Raw genomic sequence first — 19,123 nt, 5'->3', positions numbered from 1 at the left:
GAAATCAATTTGTATGTAAAAAAAGGGGATTATAGGGAATCAGCGTATATAGAGTAGTGTATATTAATATGATAATGAAATGAGGGAAGAAAAATGGTCCATGTAAAAGCTGTATTAGCAGATCAGCTATTAGCGAATGCAAATGATCCCAGTTGGTATATGCCATTTTCAGATGCAGTTAAGGATTTATCTGAGAGGGAAGCTTTCTGGAAACCGAATGAAGAGAGTAATAGTATAGCTGAAATCGTACAACATTTACTGTATTGGAACTCTACGTGGCAAACTAGGTATAAAGAATCAAATGTGAATGCAGTACCCGCTATAGGAGATAATAACAAAAGTTTTATGCTCTCAGATAATCAAACTTTCGATGAATTACGGGAAAAACTACTAGAAAAACTGTTACAATGGCAAAATCTCATAAATGAAGAAAAGGTTGAAAGTGATGTAGTGGGATTTCCTGTTTCTGCAAAGTGGTGGGAAGTGCTAGCGAATGTAACAACTCATAATGCATATCATATTGGTCAAATTATTTACATCCGAAAATTACAGAAAAACTTTGATAATGAATAAAGTAACAATTCTCTTATTAAGGGAACAAAGGTGGACAAAACGAGACAAACGTCTCATTTTGTCCACTTTTTTATTGTTAAAAGATAGAGAAAACCTATTAAAACAAGGATTCGAAATTGGCACAATACTTGCAATATAAAGGACGAACAAGAAAATAGGAGGGCTGGACATGTTAAAAACAACTGAAAGTAAAGGGAATGAAATTACGAAAGAACAAGCTCGTTGGATGTACGAAAAAATGTTAGAAATTCGTAAGTTTGAAGATAAGGTGCATGAATTGTTCGCGCAAGGCGTTTTGCCAGGTTTCGTTCATTTATACGCAGGTGAAGAAGCGGTAGCAGTTGGTGTATGTGCCCACTTAACGGATAGTGACAGTATTACAAGTACACATAGAGGTCATGGACATTGTATCGCAAAAGGTTGTGATTTAAATGGTATGATGGCTGAACTTTTCGGGAAAGCGACAGGATTATGTAAAGGTAAAGGCGGTTCCATGCATATTGCCGATTTAGATAAAGGAATGCTTGGTGCGAATGGCATTGTAGGCGGGGGTTTCCCACTTGCTTGCGGTTCAGCATTAACAGCTAAATATAAAGGAACAAAAGATGTAAGTGTTTGCTTCTTCGGTGACGGAGCAAATAATGAAGGAACATTCCATGAAGGGGTTAATTTAGCGGCGATCTGGAAGTTACCAGTTATTTTTATTGCAGAAAATAACGGTTACGGTGAAGCAACTACATTTGAATATGCTTCAAGTTGTGATTCTATCGCTGATCGCGCAAAAGCTTATAATATTCCAGGTGTTCAAGTAGATGGAAAAGATCTTCTAGCTGTATATAAAGCTGCTGCAGAAGCAGTTGAACGTGCGCGTAATGGTGATGGTCCAACAATTATTGAATGTATGACATATCGTAATTATGGTCATTTCGAAGGTGAAGCGCAAACATATAAAACATCAGAAGAAAAAGAAGAACATTTAAACGAAAAAGATGCAATTGTGAATTTCCGTAAGCATTTAATTCATGAAGGTTTATTAACAGAATCTGAACTTGTTGATATGGAAAAAGCAGTAGATGATGCAGTACAAAGATCCATTGAATTTAGTGAAAATAGTCCATACCCAGACGATGAAGAATTATTAAAAGATGTATACGTTTCTTACAAATAAGAGGAGGGTGAAAAATTATGACTAGAACAGTAAGTATGTCAACTGCAATTAATGAAGCGATGAAAATCTCAATGCGTCGTGATGAAAATGTAATTTTAATAGGTGAAGATGTTGCAGGCGGTGCACAAGTTGATCACCTGCAAGATGATGAAGCTTGGGGTGGTGTTCTTGGTGTTACGAAAGGACTTGTACAAGAGTTTGGCCGAAATCGTATATTGGATACACCAATTTCTGAAGCGGGTTATATGGGAGCTGCGATGGCAGCTGCTGCAACTGGGTTACGTCCGATAGCTGAGTTAATGTTTAATGATTTTATCGGTAGTTGTCTTGACCAAGTATTAAACCAAGGTGCGAAATTCCGTTATATGTTTGGAGGTAAAGCAAAAGTACCCGTTACAGTACGTACGATGCATGGCGCTGGTTTTAGTGCAGCAGCTCAACATTCACAAAGTTTGTACGCATTATTTACGAGCATACCAGGTATTAAAGTTGTTGTTCCTTCCACACCGTATGATGCAAAAGGCTTATTATTAGCGGCAATTGAAGATGATGATCCAGTAATCTTCTTTGAGGATAAAACACTTTACAATATGAAAGGTGAAGTGCCAGAAGGATACTATACAATTCCATTAGGAAAAGCAGATATTAAACGGGAAGGTTCTGATGTAACAATTGTCGCAATCGGAAAGCAAGTTCATACAGCGCTTGCAGCTGCAAAGCAATTATCGAAAAAGGGGCTTGAAGTAGAAGTAATTGATCCACGATCTTTATCACCACTTGATGAAGATACTATTTTATCATCTGTTGAAAAAACAAATCGTCTTATCGTCATTGACGAAGCGAATCCTAGATGTAGTATTGCAACAGATATTGCGGCAATTGTAGCGGATAAAGGTTTTGATTTGTTAGATGCACCTATTAAACGAATTACAGCACCACATACACCCGTTCCGTTCTCACCACCACTTGAAAAGTTGTATTTGCCAACACCAGAAAAAGTAATTGAAACCGTATCAGAAATGATCGGAGACCAATCTTTATTACATGTGTAATAAAACGATGAGAAGGGAGAGAGAGACATGGCTGTAGAAGTTGTAATGCCGAAGTTAGGTATGGCGATGAAAGAAGGTATTATTACGAGCTGGAATATTAAAGCAGGCGATAATGTAGCAAAAGGAGAACTAATTGCTAGTATTAATTCAGAAAAAATTGAAACGGAAATTGAAGCGCCAGCTGATGGTACAGTACTTGATATAGCTGTAAGTGAAGATGAAGGAGTGCCGCCTGGTACTGTAATTTGCTACATCGGTAAACCGAATGAAAAGGTAGAAATGCAGGAAAGCACACATGTTGTAGAAGAAAAAACATCTAATATAGAAGTACAAAATGTACAAAATCAAGAAGCAAATGGGAAAGAAGTATCGAAGCAAAGAATTAAAATTTCACCTGTAGCCAAGAAAATTGCAAAGTCTGAAAATCTGGATATCAAGGCATTAGTTGGTACAGGTCCTGGCGGAAGGATTACAAAGGCAGATGTATTAAAAGCACTTGAGGTAAGAGTAAACGTTCTGGAAATATCTGAACAAGAAGAAAGTAACGTGATTCCTGTTACTGGTATGCGTAAAGCGATCGCAAATCGTATGCACGCAAGCTTACAAAATAGCGCACAATTAACGTTAACGATGAAAGTAGATGTAACAGATTTAGTTGCTTTACATAAAGAAATAGCGAAAGTTGTACAAAAAAGAGATGATAATAAATTAACCATTACGGATTTTGTCTCGCGTGCTGCTGTATTAGCACTTAGAGAGCATAAAGAAATGAACAGCGCTTATATAGATGATGCAATTCATCAATTTGAACATGTGCATTTAGGCATGGCAGTCGCATTAGAAAAAGGGTTAATCGTTCCAGCTATTCGCTTTGCAAATAATTTATCTTTAGTAGAATTGTCTAAAGAGATTAAGAATGTGGCACAAAAGGCGCGAGCAGGTAGCTTAAGTAGTGATGATATGCACGGAACGACATTTACAATTAGTAATTTAGGTAGCTTTGGTATTGAATATTTCACACCGGTATTAAATACACCTGAGACTGGCATTTTAGGTATTGGCGCAATTGAACATGTTCCTGTATATAAAGGGAAAAAATTAAAAAAAGGTAGTATGTTACCTTTAAGTTTAACATTCGATCATCGTGTACTAGACGGTGCACCAGCAGCTGCATTTTTACGCACAATTAAACATTATTTAGAAGAACCTATAACAATTCTTTTATAAAGAGAAGGTGAGAGAATGAGTAAACTAGTTGTAATTGGAGGCGGACCAGCTGGATATGTAGCCGCAATTACCGCGGCTCAAAATGGCAAAGGTGTCACTCTTATTGATGAAGCTGAACTTGGCGGAACGTGTTTAAATGTTGGTTGTATGCCTACGAAATCACTGTTAGAAAGTGCTGAAATACATGACATTGTGAGAAAAGCGAATGATTATGGAGTTACGCTTAATACAGGAAGTATATCAATTGATTGGGATCAAATACAGGCGAGAAAATCACAAATCGTAATGCAACTCGTCCAAGGAATACAATATTTAATGAAGAAAAATAAAATTAAAGTTGTAAAAGGAAAAGCGAAATTCGAAACGGATCATCGTGTGCGAGTTGTACAAGGAAATAAAGAAGAAGTAGTTGATGGAGAGAGCTTTATTATCGCATCTGGTTCCGAACCTACAGAATTACCATTCGCTCCGTTTGATGGAAAATGGATTTTAAATAGTAGCCATGCCATGTCTCTTGAGAGTGTACCATCTTCATTGTTAATCGTTGGCGGTGGTGTAATAGGATGTGAGTTTGCAAGTATTTATAGTAGACTTGGCACAAAAGTATCGATAGTTGAAATGGCACCGCAATTACTACCTGGTGAAGATGAAGATATCGCGAATATTTTAAGAGAGAAATTAGAAAAAGATGGTGTGAAAATTTTTACGGGAGCAGTTTTAAAAGGATTAAATAACTATAAGAAGCAAGCTTCATTTGAGTACGAGGGAATTACTCACGAAGTAACTCCAGAATTTGTTCTTGTTTCTGTAGGAAGAAAACCACGAGTGCAACAATTAGGATTAGAAAAGGCAGGGGTTCAGTTTTCAAATAAAGGGATTGCTGTGAATGAACATATGCAAACGAACGTATCGCATATTTACGCAGCTGGTGATGTAATCGGTGGAATTCAGCTTGCTCACGTTGCCTTCCATGAAGGAACGACAGCAGCATTACACGCAAGCGGAGAAGACGTGAAAGTAAATTATCACGCTGTGCCTCGATGTATATACACAGCTCCAGAAATAGCTAGTGTCGGGTTAAGTGAAAAAGGTGCAAGAGAACAATATGGTGATATTCTCATCGGAGAATTTCCTTTTACAGCGAACGGAAAAGCTCTTATTTTAGGAGAACAAGTAGGGAAAGTAAAAGTCATTGTGGAACCTAAATACCAAGAAATTGTAGGGATTTCTATTATCGGTCCTTATGCAACTGAACTTATTGGTCAAGGAACCGTAATGATTCATACAGAAGTTACCGCTGATATAATGAGAGATTATATTGTAGCACATCCAACTTTATCTGAGGCGATTCATGAAGCGTTAATGCAAGCGGTAGGACATGCTGTACATGCTTAAATGGAAATATGATAAACCACTATTCTCTAAACGAAAGAGAGAATAGTGGTTTGAATTTTTATAGAAGAAATTAAATATCTTATTACTATTTAATTTCAATCGCTGAAGTAATATCGTTCCAATCAGCAGCTAAATTAGCAGTTTTACCGTACCAATCAGCATGTTTAAATAAAACGCCTTTTCCATATCCTTGTGTTGAAGTGTGCTCCCAAAGTGTCGTTGAATAACTTGCAGAAGGTGACGCTGTACTTACAGAAGAAATTCTGTCATTCCAGCTAGATGGTAAGTTTTTAAAGCCGCTACTCCAGTAAATATATTGGCCACCTTTATCTTTATGTTCATAAAAATCAGTACTACCAGCACCGCTACCTAAAGGATTAATTTTATTTTTAATTGCTTTTTTATCCTTTTCAATATACGCATCTAATGTTTCACGGCTAGTAAAACCATAAGCTAGCCAATCTCCATTTTCATTTTGCTTAGGTAATACCATAGTAATTTGGATATCTTTCTTATCCTGATCACTTAATTTTGCAAATGAATTAACATTTTGTTCATCCACTTTTAAATAATCAAATGACTTAATTGTGTTACTTTTTTCTTCAGCACTTACCGCACCTAGTCCTCCAGTTAGTGCAAAACCCGCTACTAATGTCCCTGCTACTAATTTCTTCAACATATAACCATCCCTTTTTGTTTGAATTTTTGTACAGGTGAATCTTGTACAGCTAAAATGTATTCTAATTTTATACTTTTGTAAATATTCTGAAGTTTTAGAAATAATAGGCGGAATATTTACATTTTTACATTATTTCTTTAGAAAAAATGGTTATTGGAATGATATAATAAGTGGATGTATTGCTTTTACTGGATGTAAAGATATTTTAGGAGAGGTGTCATTGAAATATTTTACAAGAGAATGGTATAAAAAAATGCAAGTTTTAGAATTTGTAAGTTTTATAGAGTCTATAAAAGAATGGTCGGAAATGGATATACAAAGTTTAAAGGAAGAAATAGAGGAAAGGAAAATAGATTTATTAAAATTCCTTCCTGAATCGATATACTCAATTATACAAAACATCACAATTAATTCAGAATATCCATCAGGTGAACTGAAAAAACGTATGCAAGAGTGGACAACAGATTATGAGAAAAGAATGGCACAATTAGATCAATCATACGTAGAATATTTTAATTCCATTGAGAAAAAACTTCCGTCAAATGTCGCTCAGTTACACAAGACATCACTACACGATAGTGTAATTAAAGTAATAAAGAGAGAATCAGAAGATACTTTGTCTATCGTATTAGATTGCAGTGGTACTTTTAGTGAATTTGATAAACTTGAAGTAACCTTTATAGGAGTAACAAATTGTTCTATGCCGGAAAACTTTGAAAATGCTTGGTGGTTATATCATGAAATAGCTCTTACTGAAGATGGTTTTGAACTAGGTGTTTTATTTGACTGTCCATTTAGAGAAGTGACGATTTGTGCGACAGATGTATTACTTGTGAATAAATAATTTTTTATGGAGCATTACAAACGTTTGACATAATAAAAAAATAAAGTTATTGTAGATACATGAAGTCTACAATAGGGGCTGTACTATGAAATATTCTAAAGCTACAAATTATGCTCTTCATACAATACTTTTTCTGGCAAAGGCTACACCAAATAAGTTAGTTAGTGTTCACCAATTAGCAGAAATGCAAAATGTTTCACCAACGTACTTGTCTAAAATACTAACTAAGTTGACGAAGGAAGGGATGATACATTCATCATCTGGTCCAAAGGGCGGTTACTCGCTTAGTAAGAATTGGGAAGATATTTCATTTTTAGATATTATACATGCAATTGAAGGTAAAACATCATTGTTTGAATGTTGTTTACATGACAAACCGGGATGTTTAATTAATGAAGTAATGCTTGCAGCAGAAGAGAAAATGGAAGAAGAGTTACGAAATCAAAAAATCGTAGATCTTGCGAAAAAAATAAAAGTGGATTTTTAATCTGCTTTTATTTTTAAATTAATTAAGGATAAAAAGACTCTTTGATATCTTTAATTGTAGTTAGAAAATGATATGAAGAAGGAGAGAAGATGATGACTAAATTTTGGAATGATCGATATAAATCAGATGAATATTTTTACGGGGAAGAACCTAATACATTTATTAAAGAACAAGCATTTCGTTTAGCAAATCACAATAAAGTAATAGCTTTCGCGGAGGGAGAAGGTAGAAATGCTGTATTTCTAGCAAGACAAGGGAACGAAGTAACAGCTATTGATTATTCGGAAGATGGATTAGAGAAGACAAAAAAATTGGCAGAGAAGCATAACGTAAACGTGCATACAAAAAAAGTAGATTTATTAGCTGATAGTTTGCCAGAAAATGAATATGATGCAGCAATTATGGTATTTGGACATTTTCATGATGATTATAAAAAAATGATATTAGGTAAAATGATACAAACGATAAAGCCTGGTGGTTTAATTATGTTTGAAGTTTACTCAAAAAAACAAATAAACTATGGTACTGGTGGACCAAAAGATGTTGATATGCTGTATGATCCAATTGATATCCTTACTTGGTGTGAAGAACATAAGGTTATTCATTTCTTTAATGGCGAACAAGAGCGAATTGAAGGGAAAGGGCACACTGGTTTAGCTGATGTTATTCAAGTTGTTATTAGAAAATTAATATAAGTGTTAATGAAAGTGTTAAATGTATGAATGTAAAAAGACCAGTCGTATAAGACTCGTCTTTCTATTTAGATACTAAATTATCAAGCTTCCAATATGTATTTGTTAACGGCGCAGCTTTGCTATCTATGTATAAATACATATTATTTAAATCTTTTGGTGAAGTTTTCAGTTCAAATACAACGTCAGTAGTTAAAGAGAATTCGTGTGGAACATTTTTATAGTGCTCGTCATCTATCGGATGAGCTTCACCTTCATATTTCTCACCAGTTTTTTCATCTTGTATGAAATATTTTATTTCCGAAAGATCAATAGTTTGTCCATCGTCTCGAACATTATTAATCATAACACGAGTAGTAAGGCGCCGCTCTTTATCTATTTTTTCAAACTTTGCATTCTCAACTGTCGCTCTATAGTATTCATTTTTAACTATTTCTCCATAGTGCATTGCATTCTTTTCGAGAGCGCTCTTTTCTTGTTTTGATGTAGTATTGCTATTACATCCTGTTAATATTCCAGTAAATAATAATGCTGTACATGTCGTTTTGATTAATGATTTCATAGTAATCCCTTTCTGTATTAAAAAGTAAAACATAGGAATAATTTCACATCAATAGGAAGGTAAATGGAAGTATTTTTGCGTAATATACAGATATACATTTATTTGGTTGTCAAGTTAACAGGATAGAAAGAGGGAGAAGACTGTATAAAACGGAATAAATAAGAATTGAAAATATTGTAAAACGGAAGAGGCATGCATATAATTAAAATAAAGTTTAAGTTTCTGAACCTTCAATAACGGTGGTGATAACATGTTTACTGAAGAACGTCGAGAGAAAATTTTAGAACTACTTAATACAGATGGAAGAGTAATAGCAAAGGATCTTGCGGAAAGATTTGATATGTCTATTGATTCTATAAGAAGAGATTTGTCTATTATGGAAAAGGATGGTTTATTAAAAAGAACGCACGGAGGTGCAATTGAACTTACGCGAGTGAGAAACTTAGCTGCGGAACCAACTAAACGTTATAGTGATAGCTCAATATATGAGGACACAATTGCAAGAGTTGCGGTATCTTATATACAAGAAGGTGATTCAATTTTTATTGGTGGGGCTCCCGTTCATAATGCGATGCTGAAATATTTACCGGAAGTATCATTTACGGTTATTACGAATTCTATAGAAATAGCTGGTTATCTACGAGAATATAAGAATATTGATACGTATTTAATTGGCGGAAAAGTAAAACCTTCAGGGAATATTACTGATACACTTGCCTCTGAATTGATAAGTAGATTTTCTATTGATCTGTATTTCTCTACAGGTGGAGGCATTTCATTACAAGGTATTAGTACCGCAACACCTGAAGTTGCTTATTTTAGTAAAAGAGTAAGTGAAATTGCTAGAAGAAATATTTGTTTAGTTCCGCATAATAAACTTGGAATAGATTGTTTTATAAGAGGAGAGTCTCTAAAAAAAATTGACATTATTATAACTGACGAAGAGGCTAGTAAAGAAACTGTTCAGGACTTTGAGAAACAAGGTAAACAAGTTGTAATAGCGCCATTATATTCATTTGAAAGGAGTTTGACATGATTGTAAAAGAGCAAGAGTTTCATATAAATGGATTAACTTATACAATTCGTTCTGCAGCTGAGAAAGATGCTGACCAGTTATCGAAAATTAGAGTTCAGATTGATGGGGAAACTGAAAATATGGATAGAGATGCTGGAGAGGGATTTATAGATAATCTAGGATTTCAAAAAATAATAAAAACAGATAGTGAAGAGACGAAGAATCTCTTTTTAGTTGCAGAAGTGCACAATCGAATCGTTGGATTTTCAAGGTGTGAAGGATCAAATTTTAAGAGATTATCTCATAAAGTGGAGTTTGGCGTTTGCATTTTAAAAGAGTTTTGGGGATATAAAATGGGTAAGAGCCTATTACAACAATCTATTAAATGGGCTGACGAAAATGCAGTAAATAAAATATCTTTACAAGTATTAGAGACAAACGAGAAAGCTATTCATCTTTATAAAAAATTAGGTTTTGAAGTAGAAGGCATTTTGAAAAATGACAAAAGACTATCGGATGGAAAGTATTATAATACGGTATTGATGGGAAGATTTACTAATACTTTTCATAAAAGAGGTGAAGAAGTATGTTTTACAGAAGGAAGTACTATGTAGTGAAAAATGAATTCATAGAAGTATTTAATGATCATTTCAATAACACGAACTTACCTAATCAATTAAAGCATGGTTCTAAGCTAATAGGACGCTGGATGAAAGATAATAAGAATGGTACGTCTGAAGTATTTGCCATATGGGAATATGATAGTTATGAACAGTATAAAGAAATAGAATCGAAAATTAGAAGTGACGAGAGGCATATTAAAGGAATACATGAATGGTATGAAAACCATGGCGGGAAAGAATATGTTTTACAGGAGTACATAGTAGAGATGAAAAATGAAGAGTTAGTATGTACTGTAAAGTAACAGAGGGGTGAGGGATAATAGGAATGAAAACAAAATTATATTTTAGTTTAGCATCCGCTATTTTATTTGCAATAGCCGTGATTGTTTTCTTTATAAATGGTAATCCACAAAAGTGGTTTTGGTTATGTATTTTCTTTGCGTCCATTATACAAAATATAGTGCTACTAAAAAAGAATAAAGAAGTGTATTAGGATATTCAAATTATTAACATATTTGTGTCGTATTGCTAGTTGTATTGAAAACGCTTTTATTCAGTTTTATAATAAAAGTATGTTTTATAAATCTCCAAAACAATTAAAAGGGAGATGATACAATGTTAGCTTCACCGTTTTACTTACATACATGGAAAAAGTTTATTGATGAAGGAGTCCTTGATTCGAACCGTATAAATGAAAGAATTTCAGAGTCATGGCATCGATGTAAACAGGCTAATGTTAATCCTCACATGAATAAAGGTCAGAAAGTTTTGTCTTCTAATATTTTTCAAGAACAAAAGAAAAAGAGTGAAATTTTCCTTGATATAGCATTACCCCAAATACAAAATATGAGAAAAACCATTGATGAACTACAAATGATGGCATTATTAATCGATCCAGATGGTTATGTTCTATCCTTAAGTGGAAATAAACAAACGTTAAAGCGAGCGAAACATATTAATTTTATTGAAGGTGTAAAATGGACAGAAGCAGCTGTGGGGACAAACGCAATAGGAACAGCGCTAGAAATTGAAGAAGCTATTATGATAAGTGGTACTGAACATTACTCCGTGGCATCTCATAGCTGGAGTTGTGCGGCTGCTCCCATTCATAATGATGATGGGAAATTAATTGGTGTTCTAGATTTCTCCTGTCCAATTGAATTTTCGCATCCATATATGCTCGGTATGCTAACTTCAATTGCACATGCGATTGAACGTGAATGTAGCATAAGAGTTCATCAAAATGAATTACACTTAATCCATCGTTTTTTAGATGTCATTGATAGTGATGAACAAGTAGTTATTTGTAATCATCGTGATGTTATCGTTTCTGCGAGTAAGAGCGTTCGGGAACGAGTAACTAATTGGTCAAGAATGAAACTTGAAGATTTAGTGCACCATGGATTGGAAACTAAATTAGAGATACCGGTATATAGTAATGAAAGAATGATCGGGAAATGTATGTATTTAAAGGAAAACAAACAAATGAATACATATTCTGCTTTCACATTTATAAAAGGAATTACTTTTCCAGGAGTTACCGGGACAAGCAAAGCATTTCAACACACACTAGAAGAAATTAAGCTTGTTTCACCGACTGATGCTAGTGTGTATGTATGTGGTGAGACAGGAGTAGGGAAGGAATATGTCGCGAGAGCGATTCATGAAAATAGTCCAAGAAAAGACGGGCCCTTTATAGCTGTTAACTGCGGTTCTTTGCCTAAAGAATTAATGGAAAGTGAATTGTTCGGTTATGCTGAAGGTGCGTTTACAGGTGCGCGACGTCAAGGATATAAAGGGAAATTTGAACAAGCGAATGGAGGAACACTGTTTTTAGATGAAATTGGCGAAGTACCACCAGAGATGCAAGTAGCCTTATTGCGTGTTTTACAAGAACGCACAATAACTCCAATAGGAAGTTCAAAAGAGGTACCAGTAAATATTCGTATTATTACTGCCACACATAAAGATTTACTACGGTTAGTAGAAGAAGGGAAATTCCGTCAAGATTTATATTATCGTTTGCACGTTTATCCGTTATATGTTCCATCGTTAATAGAAAGAAAAGAGGATATCCCATATTTTATACAACACTTTTGCGAACAGAAGAATTGGAATATTGTATTTCCGAAGAGTATTTGCAATCAATTTTTACAACATACATGGCCCGGAAATATTCGAGAACTAGTAAATGCATTAGAACGCATTTACATTTTGTCGCAAGGACGGGAAATATGCGAAAAACAAGTCGCTTTTTTGATACAAACAATGATGGGAAATCAACAACAACTTGAGTTACAAGTTGAAAATAAAACCGAACATACATTGAATTTTCGCGAAAAAATACAGCGTGATAGCATGATTGAAGCATTACAAAAGACAAACGGAAATGTTTCATTAGCTGCAAAACTATTAGATGTACCCCGTAGTACATTTTATAAACGAATGCAAAAATATAAGTTATAAAGTAGATTTTTGTAATCTACTTTTTCTTTGTGGGCTCATGTTCTGTCGGAATGTGCGCTTACCGGGGAAATAATAGAATTGTTAGAAGGAAAATTTCCTAATGGGGGTTAGTGTGTGAAGTACATTGAAATTGGAATCGGGAATAGGTGGTTCGTTCGAACAGAAACCGAAAATAAAGATGGAACTGAATTTGAAGAACGAGGAATTATAAAACCTATTTATTTTGAGTCACTATATGTACGAATGTGGTTTCGGAAAACGTGTTTAATTTTTGATACGAAAGAAGGATTTAAAAAGATTAAGAAGAAGAGGATTGAATATAAATTTATAGTTGGAATTGTAAGTAGACTGAATAAAGAAAAAGTGTGCTAACATACATAGTTATATTGGCCAGGAAATTCTATTGACTTATATCAAACTCATAAAAAGTAATTTTACTAAATATAAATTGTTAATAAAACCACTAAGGAAACTTAGTGGCTTCTTTTTTTATAGGAAGGATTTTCATATGAATAGGATCTTAACGATTGTACTTACAATTATTGTAATGGGGTATTCCATTTATAGTTGGAATGCTGTTTCGGAACAGAGTATGCTAATTTTACAAACGCTTATAGGGATTATGTTAGTTAGTTTAGGAGTGCAAAATTTTTAAAAAAAAGAAAATAAAAGTATGGACATCGCTTGACTACTCGTTGCATTATATTGAATTGTTGTATTGTTAGTAAAACATTTTGCATGAATAAGTATTTAAATTATTTATTCATGATTTTCTTATTACGAAAAACATTCTCGCAATAAAAGTTAAAATTCCACTTGTATTTCACTATATAAAATATGGCATAATGATTTAGTTAAATAGAAATGGATAGGGTATTTGAGAGGGGCAGTATAATGAGTTTTGCAATTGAAATAGTAATAAAAGCACCAATGGATATTGTATGTGACTATATAATAGAAGATGAAAAAATAAAAGAATGGAATACGTTTATAATAGAAAATCGCTATCCTTCAAATATGGATAAAGAGAATCCACGTGTAGGAGATAAATATATTACTGTTCAAAAAGTCGGTAAGAAAATATTCGAGGCAGAAGTAGAAATTCTTGAATACGATACACCGCATATTATTTCACTTGGTAGTGAAATGAAGCAAGGATATTCAGCAATGACTTATATGTTAGAAGAAGATGAGGAAGGTACAGCACTAACATTAATTTCAGAATATGAACCTAGTAATTTTTATTATAAAATGATGTATAAGTTAACAGGTTGGATTTCACGAGGTTTAACTATGGAACAAATGGAACGTCTAGCAGAATGTGTAGAAGCTGCTTATCATAAAGAAGATTAATATTAAAATATATTAAGGTAAAAGCGTTACTCAATCTCATGAGTAACGCTTTTACTGTTTGAAGATTTTTCATTGAAAATCTCAATAGCTCTTTCATATATTTCTTTATCAACACAAAATCTTTCTGTTATCCAATAATTAAGTTCAGAAGATGTAATGATTTGTTCTCTTTTCTTACCTTGGAAATATCGTTTTAAAACATTATCATTAATAGAAGTTGGAATACCATCGATATAACCGAAAATCTGAATTTTCTTTAATACAGGAGATGTATGCCAATCGTTAGACTTTTTAACGAGTTCTTTCATACTTGATAAATGTATTGGATCTGTATGTAAGATTTTTGCTGGACCTGGATTTCTAGCAATTTTAATCCTATTATTTGAGACTTCATAAGTGAAAGTTTCTCTTACATTACTTACTTGAAATGATTCATAAAGTGGGTAAGCTTGGAATAAAGGTGCACAATAACCAACATCAACATAATAAGGTTGGTCTAAGTTAACCCGTAAGCATAAATGTCCGGGATCCATATACATATAATGAATATTAAAACCAAGATTTGATAATAACCAATGGAATCCAATTGAGTGCGTCCAACAAGTACCCCCGAGACCTTTTGTTGTAATACGGTTTATGTATGTCTCAATGGAAGGAAAATAATTACCTGTTTCATTACCCTTTTCCCAGTCAATTATTTTAGTAAGGGTTTCCCATTTTATTTTTTCTTGATGAGCTTTAATAAGCTCATTTAAAAACTTTAAGCTAGTAGGCTGTTTTGTCGTACCTAAAAATGATAGAAAGCTATTTACTAGTTGTACTTGGGTCATTTTCTTATCCTTTCTATATAGAAATTGTTATTGGTATTATTATAGAATATATGTCAGAAAATACAGTTACTTATTAATGGAGTGGGAGAGAATTATATGTCGATGTCGCTATATTATAAAAAAATCCGGGAGCAATTAGGCCATGAACTAATATTCATGCCAAGTGTAGCTGCAGTTATTAAAAACGAGCAGGGAGAAATCTTATTTCAATATCCTGGCGGAGAATATTGGAGTTTGCCGGCTGGAGCAATTGAACCTGGGGAAACTCCAGAAGAAGCGGTAGTTCGTGAAGTGTGGGAAGAAACGGGTTTGAAAGTGCAAGTAAAAAAACAAAAAGGGGTATTTGGAGGGGAAAGGTTCCGTCATATATATCCGAATGGCGATCAAGTAGAATATATTGTTGTTGTGTTTGAATGTGAAATTACTAGTGGAAAACTGAAATCGATAGATGGTGAATCTTTAAAACTACAATATTTCTCATTTTCTGAAAAGCCTACTTTAGCACTACCATACCCAGATAATATATTTTTATAGATGTAAAATAACACACCTTACTTATTGAAGGTGTGCTATTTATATAACCCCGTCGTATACATCTCCGTTAACGTATACACAATTTCCTCTAAGTTAATCTTTTTGTCATTTTGCGTAATAGTCCAAAGAAACGATTCATTCATCGCGAACCAACCGCGTGCTACAATCTCTTTATTTAAATTAGGTTGTGCTAATCCACTTTCTTGAGAGTAAGTAATATCCTGTTTAATGCTTGTTATAAAACGTTTCCGAATCTCATCCCATTTTTGCCGTATTTCTCTTGATAATCCTATCGCTTCCTCTACAACTTGCAAAATAGCGCGTTCTTCATCTGCTAATTGCAGGAATGCTCTAACTTGATTTTGGATCATTATACGTGCTTCCTCTTTTGTTTGTGGAGAAAAAGAGCGCTCAGCAATATTATAAAAATGATTCATAACATCTTCCATTAAACTAATTAGGAGATCATCTTTGTTTTTGAAGTATACATATGCTGTTCCATAACCAGTTTCTGCATGTTTAATAATTTGTGTAATTGTCGTTTTTTGAAATCCATTATTTATAAAAATAGTGTAACCAGAGTGTAATAGTTTCTTCTTCGTTTCTAAGGAGCGGTGTTTTCTTGATGAAAGAGTAGAATTTTTCAAAGAATCACCTCTTTATACTGAAATATCTGAAAATATAACTGTATTGTAAAAGAAGTTCATATATAAAGTCAACTGACATAATATCATTGACGTTGTATCAATTAAGGTGATATATTTCAATTAGTTAGAATAAAAAGAAAATTAAGAGAAGGTGACACCATGTATAAAGAGCCATTTCAACCAACTTATGAGTATGCGCTTGAATGTGATAAACATGATGAACTGAAAGATTTTCAAACTGAATTCTATAAAAACGAAGGTACTATATATTTAGATGGAAACTCATTAGGGCTACTTTCAAAAAGAGCAGAGAAATCGTTACTTACGTTGCTAGATTCGTGGAAAGAGTATGGCATTGACGGCTGGACAGAAGGTGAGCACCCGTGGTTTTTCCTTTCAGAGAAATTAGGTAAACTTACAGCCCCTCTTATTGGTGCTTTACCGGAAGAAACTATTGTAACCGGTTCTACAACTACAAATATACATCAAGTTATTGCGACGTTTTACGAACCAAAAGGAATACGTACAAAAATACTTGCGGATGAATTAACTTTCCCATCAGATATTTATGCACTTCAAAGTCAAATTCGTTTAAAAGGATTAGATCCAGAGGAGCATTTAGTAAGAGTGAAAAGCCGAGATGGTAGAACACTTTCTGAAGAAGATATTATTTATGCGATGGAAGATGATATCGCTTTAATTTTATTACCTTCTGTTTTATATAGAAGTGGTCAAATTCTGGATATGAAACGTTTAACAACGGAAGCTCATAAACGCGGCATTCATATCGGATTTGATTTATGCCATTCAATAGGATCTATTCCGCATCATTTCAAAGATTGGGATGTCGATTTTGCTGTTTGGTGCAATTATAAATATTTAAATGCAGGACCGGGTGGCGTTGCAGGAATTTATGTGAATAATAAACATTTTAATAGACTACCAGGGTTGTCTGGATGGTTTAGTTCTAGAAAAGATAAGCAGTTTGATATGGAGCATACATTAACAGCTGCTGATCATGCAGGTGCTTATCAAATTGGTACGCCGCACGTTTTAAGTACAGCACCATTAATTGGTTCACTTGAAATTTTCAAAGATGCTGGTATTGAACGTTTACGTGAGAAATCTTTACATATTACGAGATACATGCTGAATTTAATTGGACATGAATTAAAAGATTTCGAATTTACAATTGGAAATCCATTAGAGGATGAAAAACGAGGCGGGCACATTTATTTAGAGCATGCAGAAGCAGCACGTATATGTAAAGCACTAAAAGCAAATGGAGTAATTCCAGATTTTAGAGCGCCAAATGGGGTGAGACTTGCGCCGGTCGCTTTATATAACACATACGAAGAAGTGTGGAAATCTGTACAAATATTAAAGAAAATTATGAAAAATGAAGAGTATAAGCAGTTTGAAAATAAGCGAGAGGTTGTGGCATAAATATGAAAACATCAGAGTGGATTGATATTTCACAACCGCTAAATAATAATATTGCAACGTGGCCAGGAGACACACCGTTCTCGTATGAAGTTTCATGGTCAAAAGAAGAAAGTGGCTCAGTAAATGTCGGAAAGTTAACGATGAGTATTCATACAGGCACTCATATTGATGCACCATTTCATTTTGATAATGATGGAAAGAAAGTATTGGATTTAGATGTTCAAGTTTATGTTGGCCCAGCACGGATTATTGACGTTTCTAATCTTGAAAGCATCGGGAAAAAGGAATTAGAAAGCTTTCATTTAGAAGGTGTAGAACGATTATTATTACGTACATCTTCACATGGAAAAGCTGAAGAATTTCCAGAGGTGATCCCTCATTTACGTGCAAACATAGCGTCGTTTCTTTCAGAGAAAGGTATTCGTTTAATCGGAGTAGATGTACCATCAGTTGATCCGCTAGATGATAAAGAATTAGCAGCGCATCATCAATTATTTAAACATGGAATTCATATTTTAGAAAATGTCGTACTAGATCATGTAGCAGACGGTGATTATGAACTTATTGCATTACCACTTGCATTAACTGATGCAGATGGAAGTCCAGTTCGAGCCGTTATTAGACCAATATAAGTAGAATCATATAAAAGGGGCGTTTGGCTAATATGAAAGAAAATGAAAAAGTAATTATGGAAAAAGGGATTCATACGGATTTTAAAGAGAATATGACGTATGGGGAGTATTTACAATTAGATAGTTTACTATCTTCTCAAAAAAGATTATCGGACCATCATGATGAAATGTTATTTATCGTTATTCACCAAGCAAGTGAGCTTTGGATGAAGCTCATTTTACATGAGCTAAATGCGGCGATTGAATCTATTAAACAAGATAAATTACAACCAGCTTTTAAAATGTTAGCACGTGTATCAAAAATTCAGTCTCAAATTATTCAATCTTGGGATATTCTTGCGACATTAACACCATCAGAATATATTGAGTTTCGTGATTCACTCGGTCAAGCTTCAGGTTTTCAATCGTATCAATATCGTATGATTGAGTATGCACTTGGCTATAAAACGCCACACGCATTAAAAATTTATGAAAAGGATCCAGAATTACATGCACGACTTCATAAAGCGCTACATGCACCAAGTCTATATGATGTCGCGATTCAAGCATTAGTAAAAGAAGGATTCCCTATTCATAAAGATGTATTAAACCGTGATATTACGCAGCCTTATGAAGAAGATGCAACAGTAGAAGCAGCATGGTTGGAAGTGTATGCGGATGTGAAAAAATATTGGAATTTATATCAGCTTGCTGAAAAATTGATTGATATTGAAGACTGGCTACAACAATGGCGTTTCCGTCATATGAAAACAGTAGAAAGAATTATTGGACATAAAATGGGTACAGGTGGATCCTCCGGTGTTTCTTATTTAAAGCGAGTACTTGATCAACAATTCTTCCCAGAGCTTTGGAATGTTCGTACGAAATTATAAAAATAAACCTGTCAGTTCATTATGGC

22 protein-coding genes and 1 pseudogene are annotated in these 19,123 nt (G+C 34.0%); 19 read left to right on the top strand and 4 right to left on the bottom strand.

All coding sequences use genetic code 11. The features are described from left to right. Window positions 1-93 precede the first annotated feature (93 nt). The 5 genes from ACTFN4_RS21755 (at window position 94) to lpdA (ending at window position 5,415) form a co-directional block, all read left to right on the top strand. Window positions 94-573, top strand: a complete 480-nt coding sequence (locus ACTFN4_RS21755; RefSeq protein WP_060852067.1) for a DinB family protein — start codon at window positions 94-96, stop codon at window positions 571-573. A gap of 169 nt (window positions 574-742) precedes the next feature. Beyond that, window positions 743-1,741 (top strand): acetoin:2,6-dichlorophenolindophenol oxidoreductase subunit alpha, encoded by a 999-nt coding sequence (acoA, locus tag ACTFN4_RS21750; protein WP_000921275.1) that lies wholly within the window; start codon window positions 743-745, stop codon window positions 1,739-1,741. A 17-nt stretch (window positions 1,742-1,758) separates the two neighbouring features. Next, entirely contained in the window at window positions 1,759-2,793 is a 1,035-nt protein-coding gene (acoB, locus tag ACTFN4_RS21745) for an acetoin:2,6-dichlorophenolindophenol oxidoreductase subunit beta (protein ID WP_000198898.1), read from the top strand. Window positions 2,794-2,820: 27 nt separating this feature from the next. After that, entirely contained in the window at window positions 2,821-4,020 is a 1,200-nt protein-coding gene (locus tag ACTFN4_RS21740) for a dihydrolipoamide acetyltransferase family protein (protein WP_060852070.1), read from the top strand. 15 nt (window positions 4,021-4,035) lie between these two features. Beyond that, window positions 4,036-5,415 (top strand): dihydrolipoyl dehydrogenase, encoded by a 1,380-nt coding sequence (lpdA, locus tag ACTFN4_RS21735; RefSeq protein WP_322371305.1) that lies wholly within the window; start codon window positions 4,036-4,038, stop codon window positions 5,413-5,415. Window positions 5,416-5,500: 85 nt separating this feature from the next. On the opposite strand, the gene ACTFN4_RS21730 is transcribed toward lpdA, so the two are convergent. Further along, a complete protein-coding gene (locus ACTFN4_RS21730) occupies window positions 5,501-6,094 on the bottom strand; it encodes a hypothetical protein (RefSeq protein ID WP_000914438.1) in 594 nt (197 codons plus the stop codon). 220 nt (window positions 6,095-6,314) lie between these two features. Here ACTFN4_RS21730 and ACTFN4_RS21725 point away from each other — a divergent pair, with 220 nt between their 5' ends. From ACTFN4_RS21725 to ACTFN4_RS21715, 3 genes are all read left to right on the top strand, one after another. Further along, window positions 6,315-6,938, top strand: a complete 624-nt coding sequence (locus ACTFN4_RS21725) for a DUF4085 domain-containing protein (protein ID WP_000873453.1) — start codon at window positions 6,315-6,317, stop codon at window positions 6,936-6,938. 85 nt (window positions 6,939-7,023) lie between these two features. Beyond that, on the top strand, window positions 7,024-7,425 hold the full coding sequence (locus ACTFN4_RS21720) for an Rrf2 family transcriptional regulator (protein WP_000877642.1): 402 nt from the start codon (window positions 7,024-7,026) through the stop codon (window positions 7,423-7,425). 89 nt (window positions 7,426-7,514) lie between these two features. Next, window positions 7,515-8,120, top strand: coding sequence for a class I SAM-dependent methyltransferase (locus ACTFN4_RS21715; protein ID WP_063536564.1), 606 nt, complete (start codon window positions 7,515-7,517; stop codon window positions 8,118-8,120). A 61-nt stretch (window positions 8,121-8,181) separates the two neighbouring features. On the opposite strand, the gene ACTFN4_RS21710 is transcribed toward ACTFN4_RS21715, so the two are convergent. Beyond that, window positions 8,182-8,679: a hypothetical protein gene (locus tag ACTFN4_RS21710; protein ID WP_053564253.1), complete on the bottom strand. Its 498-nt coding sequence runs from the start codon at window positions 8,677-8,679 to the stop codon at window positions 8,182-8,184. 250 nt (window positions 8,680-8,929) lie between these two features. Here ACTFN4_RS21710 and ACTFN4_RS21705 point away from each other — a divergent pair, with 250 nt between their 5' ends. The 7 genes and pseudogenes from ACTFN4_RS21705 (at window position 8,930) to ACTFN4_RS21675 (ending at window position 14,136) form a co-directional block, all read left to right on the top strand. Then, window positions 8,930-9,715, top strand: coding sequence for a DeoR/GlpR family DNA-binding transcription regulator (locus ACTFN4_RS21705; RefSeq protein ID WP_410989523.1), 786 nt, complete (start codon window positions 8,930-8,932; stop codon window positions 9,713-9,715). After that, the gene (locus tag ACTFN4_RS21700; RefSeq protein ID WP_367149030.1) at window positions 9,712-10,308 is read left to right on the top strand and encodes a GNAT family N-acetyltransferase; all 597 of its coding nucleotides are present in this window, start codon (window positions 9,712-9,714) and stop codon (window positions 10,306-10,308) included. Before ACTFN4_RS21705 ends, ACTFN4_RS21700 begins: the two co-directional genes overlap by 4 nt. Then, complete coding sequence (locus ACTFN4_RS21695; protein WP_063536560.1) at window positions 10,281-10,619, top strand: NIPSNAP family protein; 339 nt, start codon at window positions 10,281-10,283, stop codon at window positions 10,617-10,619. Before ACTFN4_RS21700 ends, ACTFN4_RS21695 begins: the two co-directional genes overlap by 28 nt. A gap of 313 nt (window positions 10,620-10,932) precedes the next feature. Then, complete coding sequence (locus ACTFN4_RS21690) at window positions 10,933-12,783, top strand: sigma-54-dependent Fis family transcriptional regulator (RefSeq protein WP_439962781.1); 1,851 nt, start codon at window positions 10,933-10,935, stop codon at window positions 12,781-12,783. A gap of 114 nt (window positions 12,784-12,897) precedes the next feature. After that, window positions 12,898-13,155: a DUF3977 family protein gene (locus tag ACTFN4_RS21685; RefSeq protein ID WP_000873847.1), complete on the top strand. Its 258-nt coding sequence runs from the start codon at window positions 12,898-12,900 to the stop codon at window positions 13,153-13,155. A 136-nt stretch (window positions 13,156-13,291) separates the two neighbouring features. Next, window positions 13,292-13,471 (top strand): annotated as a pseudogene (locus tag ACTFN4_RS21680) (DUF3953 domain-containing protein). Window positions 13,472-13,677: 206 nt separating this feature from the next. Continuing rightward, window positions 13,678-14,136, top strand: a complete 459-nt coding sequence (locus ACTFN4_RS21675; protein ID WP_119683512.1) for an SRPBCC family protein — start codon at window positions 13,678-13,680, stop codon at window positions 14,134-14,136. A 26-nt stretch (window positions 14,137-14,162) separates the two neighbouring features. Here ACTFN4_RS21675 and ACTFN4_RS21670 read toward each other — a convergent pair whose 3' ends face one another. After that, the gene (locus ACTFN4_RS21670; protein ID WP_119683511.1) at window positions 14,163-14,966 is read right to left on the bottom strand and encodes an arylamine N-acetyltransferase; all 804 of its coding nucleotides are present in this window, start codon (window positions 14,964-14,966) and stop codon (window positions 14,163-14,165) included. Window positions 14,967-15,062: 96 nt separating this feature from the next. Here ACTFN4_RS21670 and ACTFN4_RS21665 point away from each other — a divergent pair, with 96 nt between their 5' ends. Then, window positions 15,063-15,500 carry an NUDIX hydrolase gene (locus ACTFN4_RS21665; RefSeq protein ID WP_065212641.1) on the top strand — a complete coding sequence of 146 codons (438 nt, stop codon included), beginning with the start codon at window positions 15,063-15,065 and terminating at the stop codon, window positions 15,498-15,500. 35 nt (window positions 15,501-15,535) lie between these two features. Here ACTFN4_RS21665 and ACTFN4_RS21660 read toward each other — a convergent pair whose 3' ends face one another. Continuing rightward, complete coding sequence (locus ACTFN4_RS21660; RefSeq protein ID WP_439962780.1) at window positions 15,536-16,147, bottom strand: TetR/AcrR family transcriptional regulator; 612 nt, start codon at window positions 16,145-16,147, stop codon at window positions 15,536-15,538. A 159-nt stretch (window positions 16,148-16,306) separates the two neighbouring features. Here ACTFN4_RS21660 and kynU point away from each other — a divergent pair, with 159 nt between their 5' ends. Genes kynU through kynA form a run of 3 tightly spaced genes read left to right on the top strand, consistent with a single transcriptional unit; the run spans window position 16,307 to window position 19,097 of the window. Then, window positions 16,307-17,593 carry a kynureninase gene (kynU, locus tag ACTFN4_RS21655; RefSeq protein WP_000276307.1) on the top strand — a complete coding sequence of 429 codons (1,287 nt, stop codon included), beginning with the start codon at window positions 16,307-16,309 and terminating at the stop codon, window positions 17,591-17,593. 2 nt (window positions 17,594-17,595) lie between these two features. Continuing rightward, a complete protein-coding gene (gene kynB, locus ACTFN4_RS21650; protein WP_439962779.1) occupies window positions 17,596-18,225 on the top strand; it encodes an arylformamidase in 630 nt (209 codons plus the stop codon). 32 nt (window positions 18,226-18,257) lie between these two features. Beyond that, window positions 18,258-19,097 (top strand): tryptophan 2,3-dioxygenase, encoded by an 840-nt coding sequence (kynA, locus tag ACTFN4_RS21645; RefSeq protein WP_000661957.1) that lies wholly within the window; start codon window positions 18,258-18,260, stop codon window positions 19,095-19,097. Window positions 19,098-19,123: the final 26 nt, after the last annotated feature.

It is taken from the genome of Bacillus cereus group sp. MYBK95-2 (assembly GCF_051915225.1).
In the GTDB taxonomy this organism is placed as follows: domain Bacteria; phylum Bacillota; class Bacilli; order Bacillales; family Bacillaceae_G; genus Bacillus_A; species Bacillus_A cereus.
The sequence above is the reverse complement of the archived record's forward strand: the minus strand, read 5'-3'. Positions and strand labels throughout refer to the sequence as shown.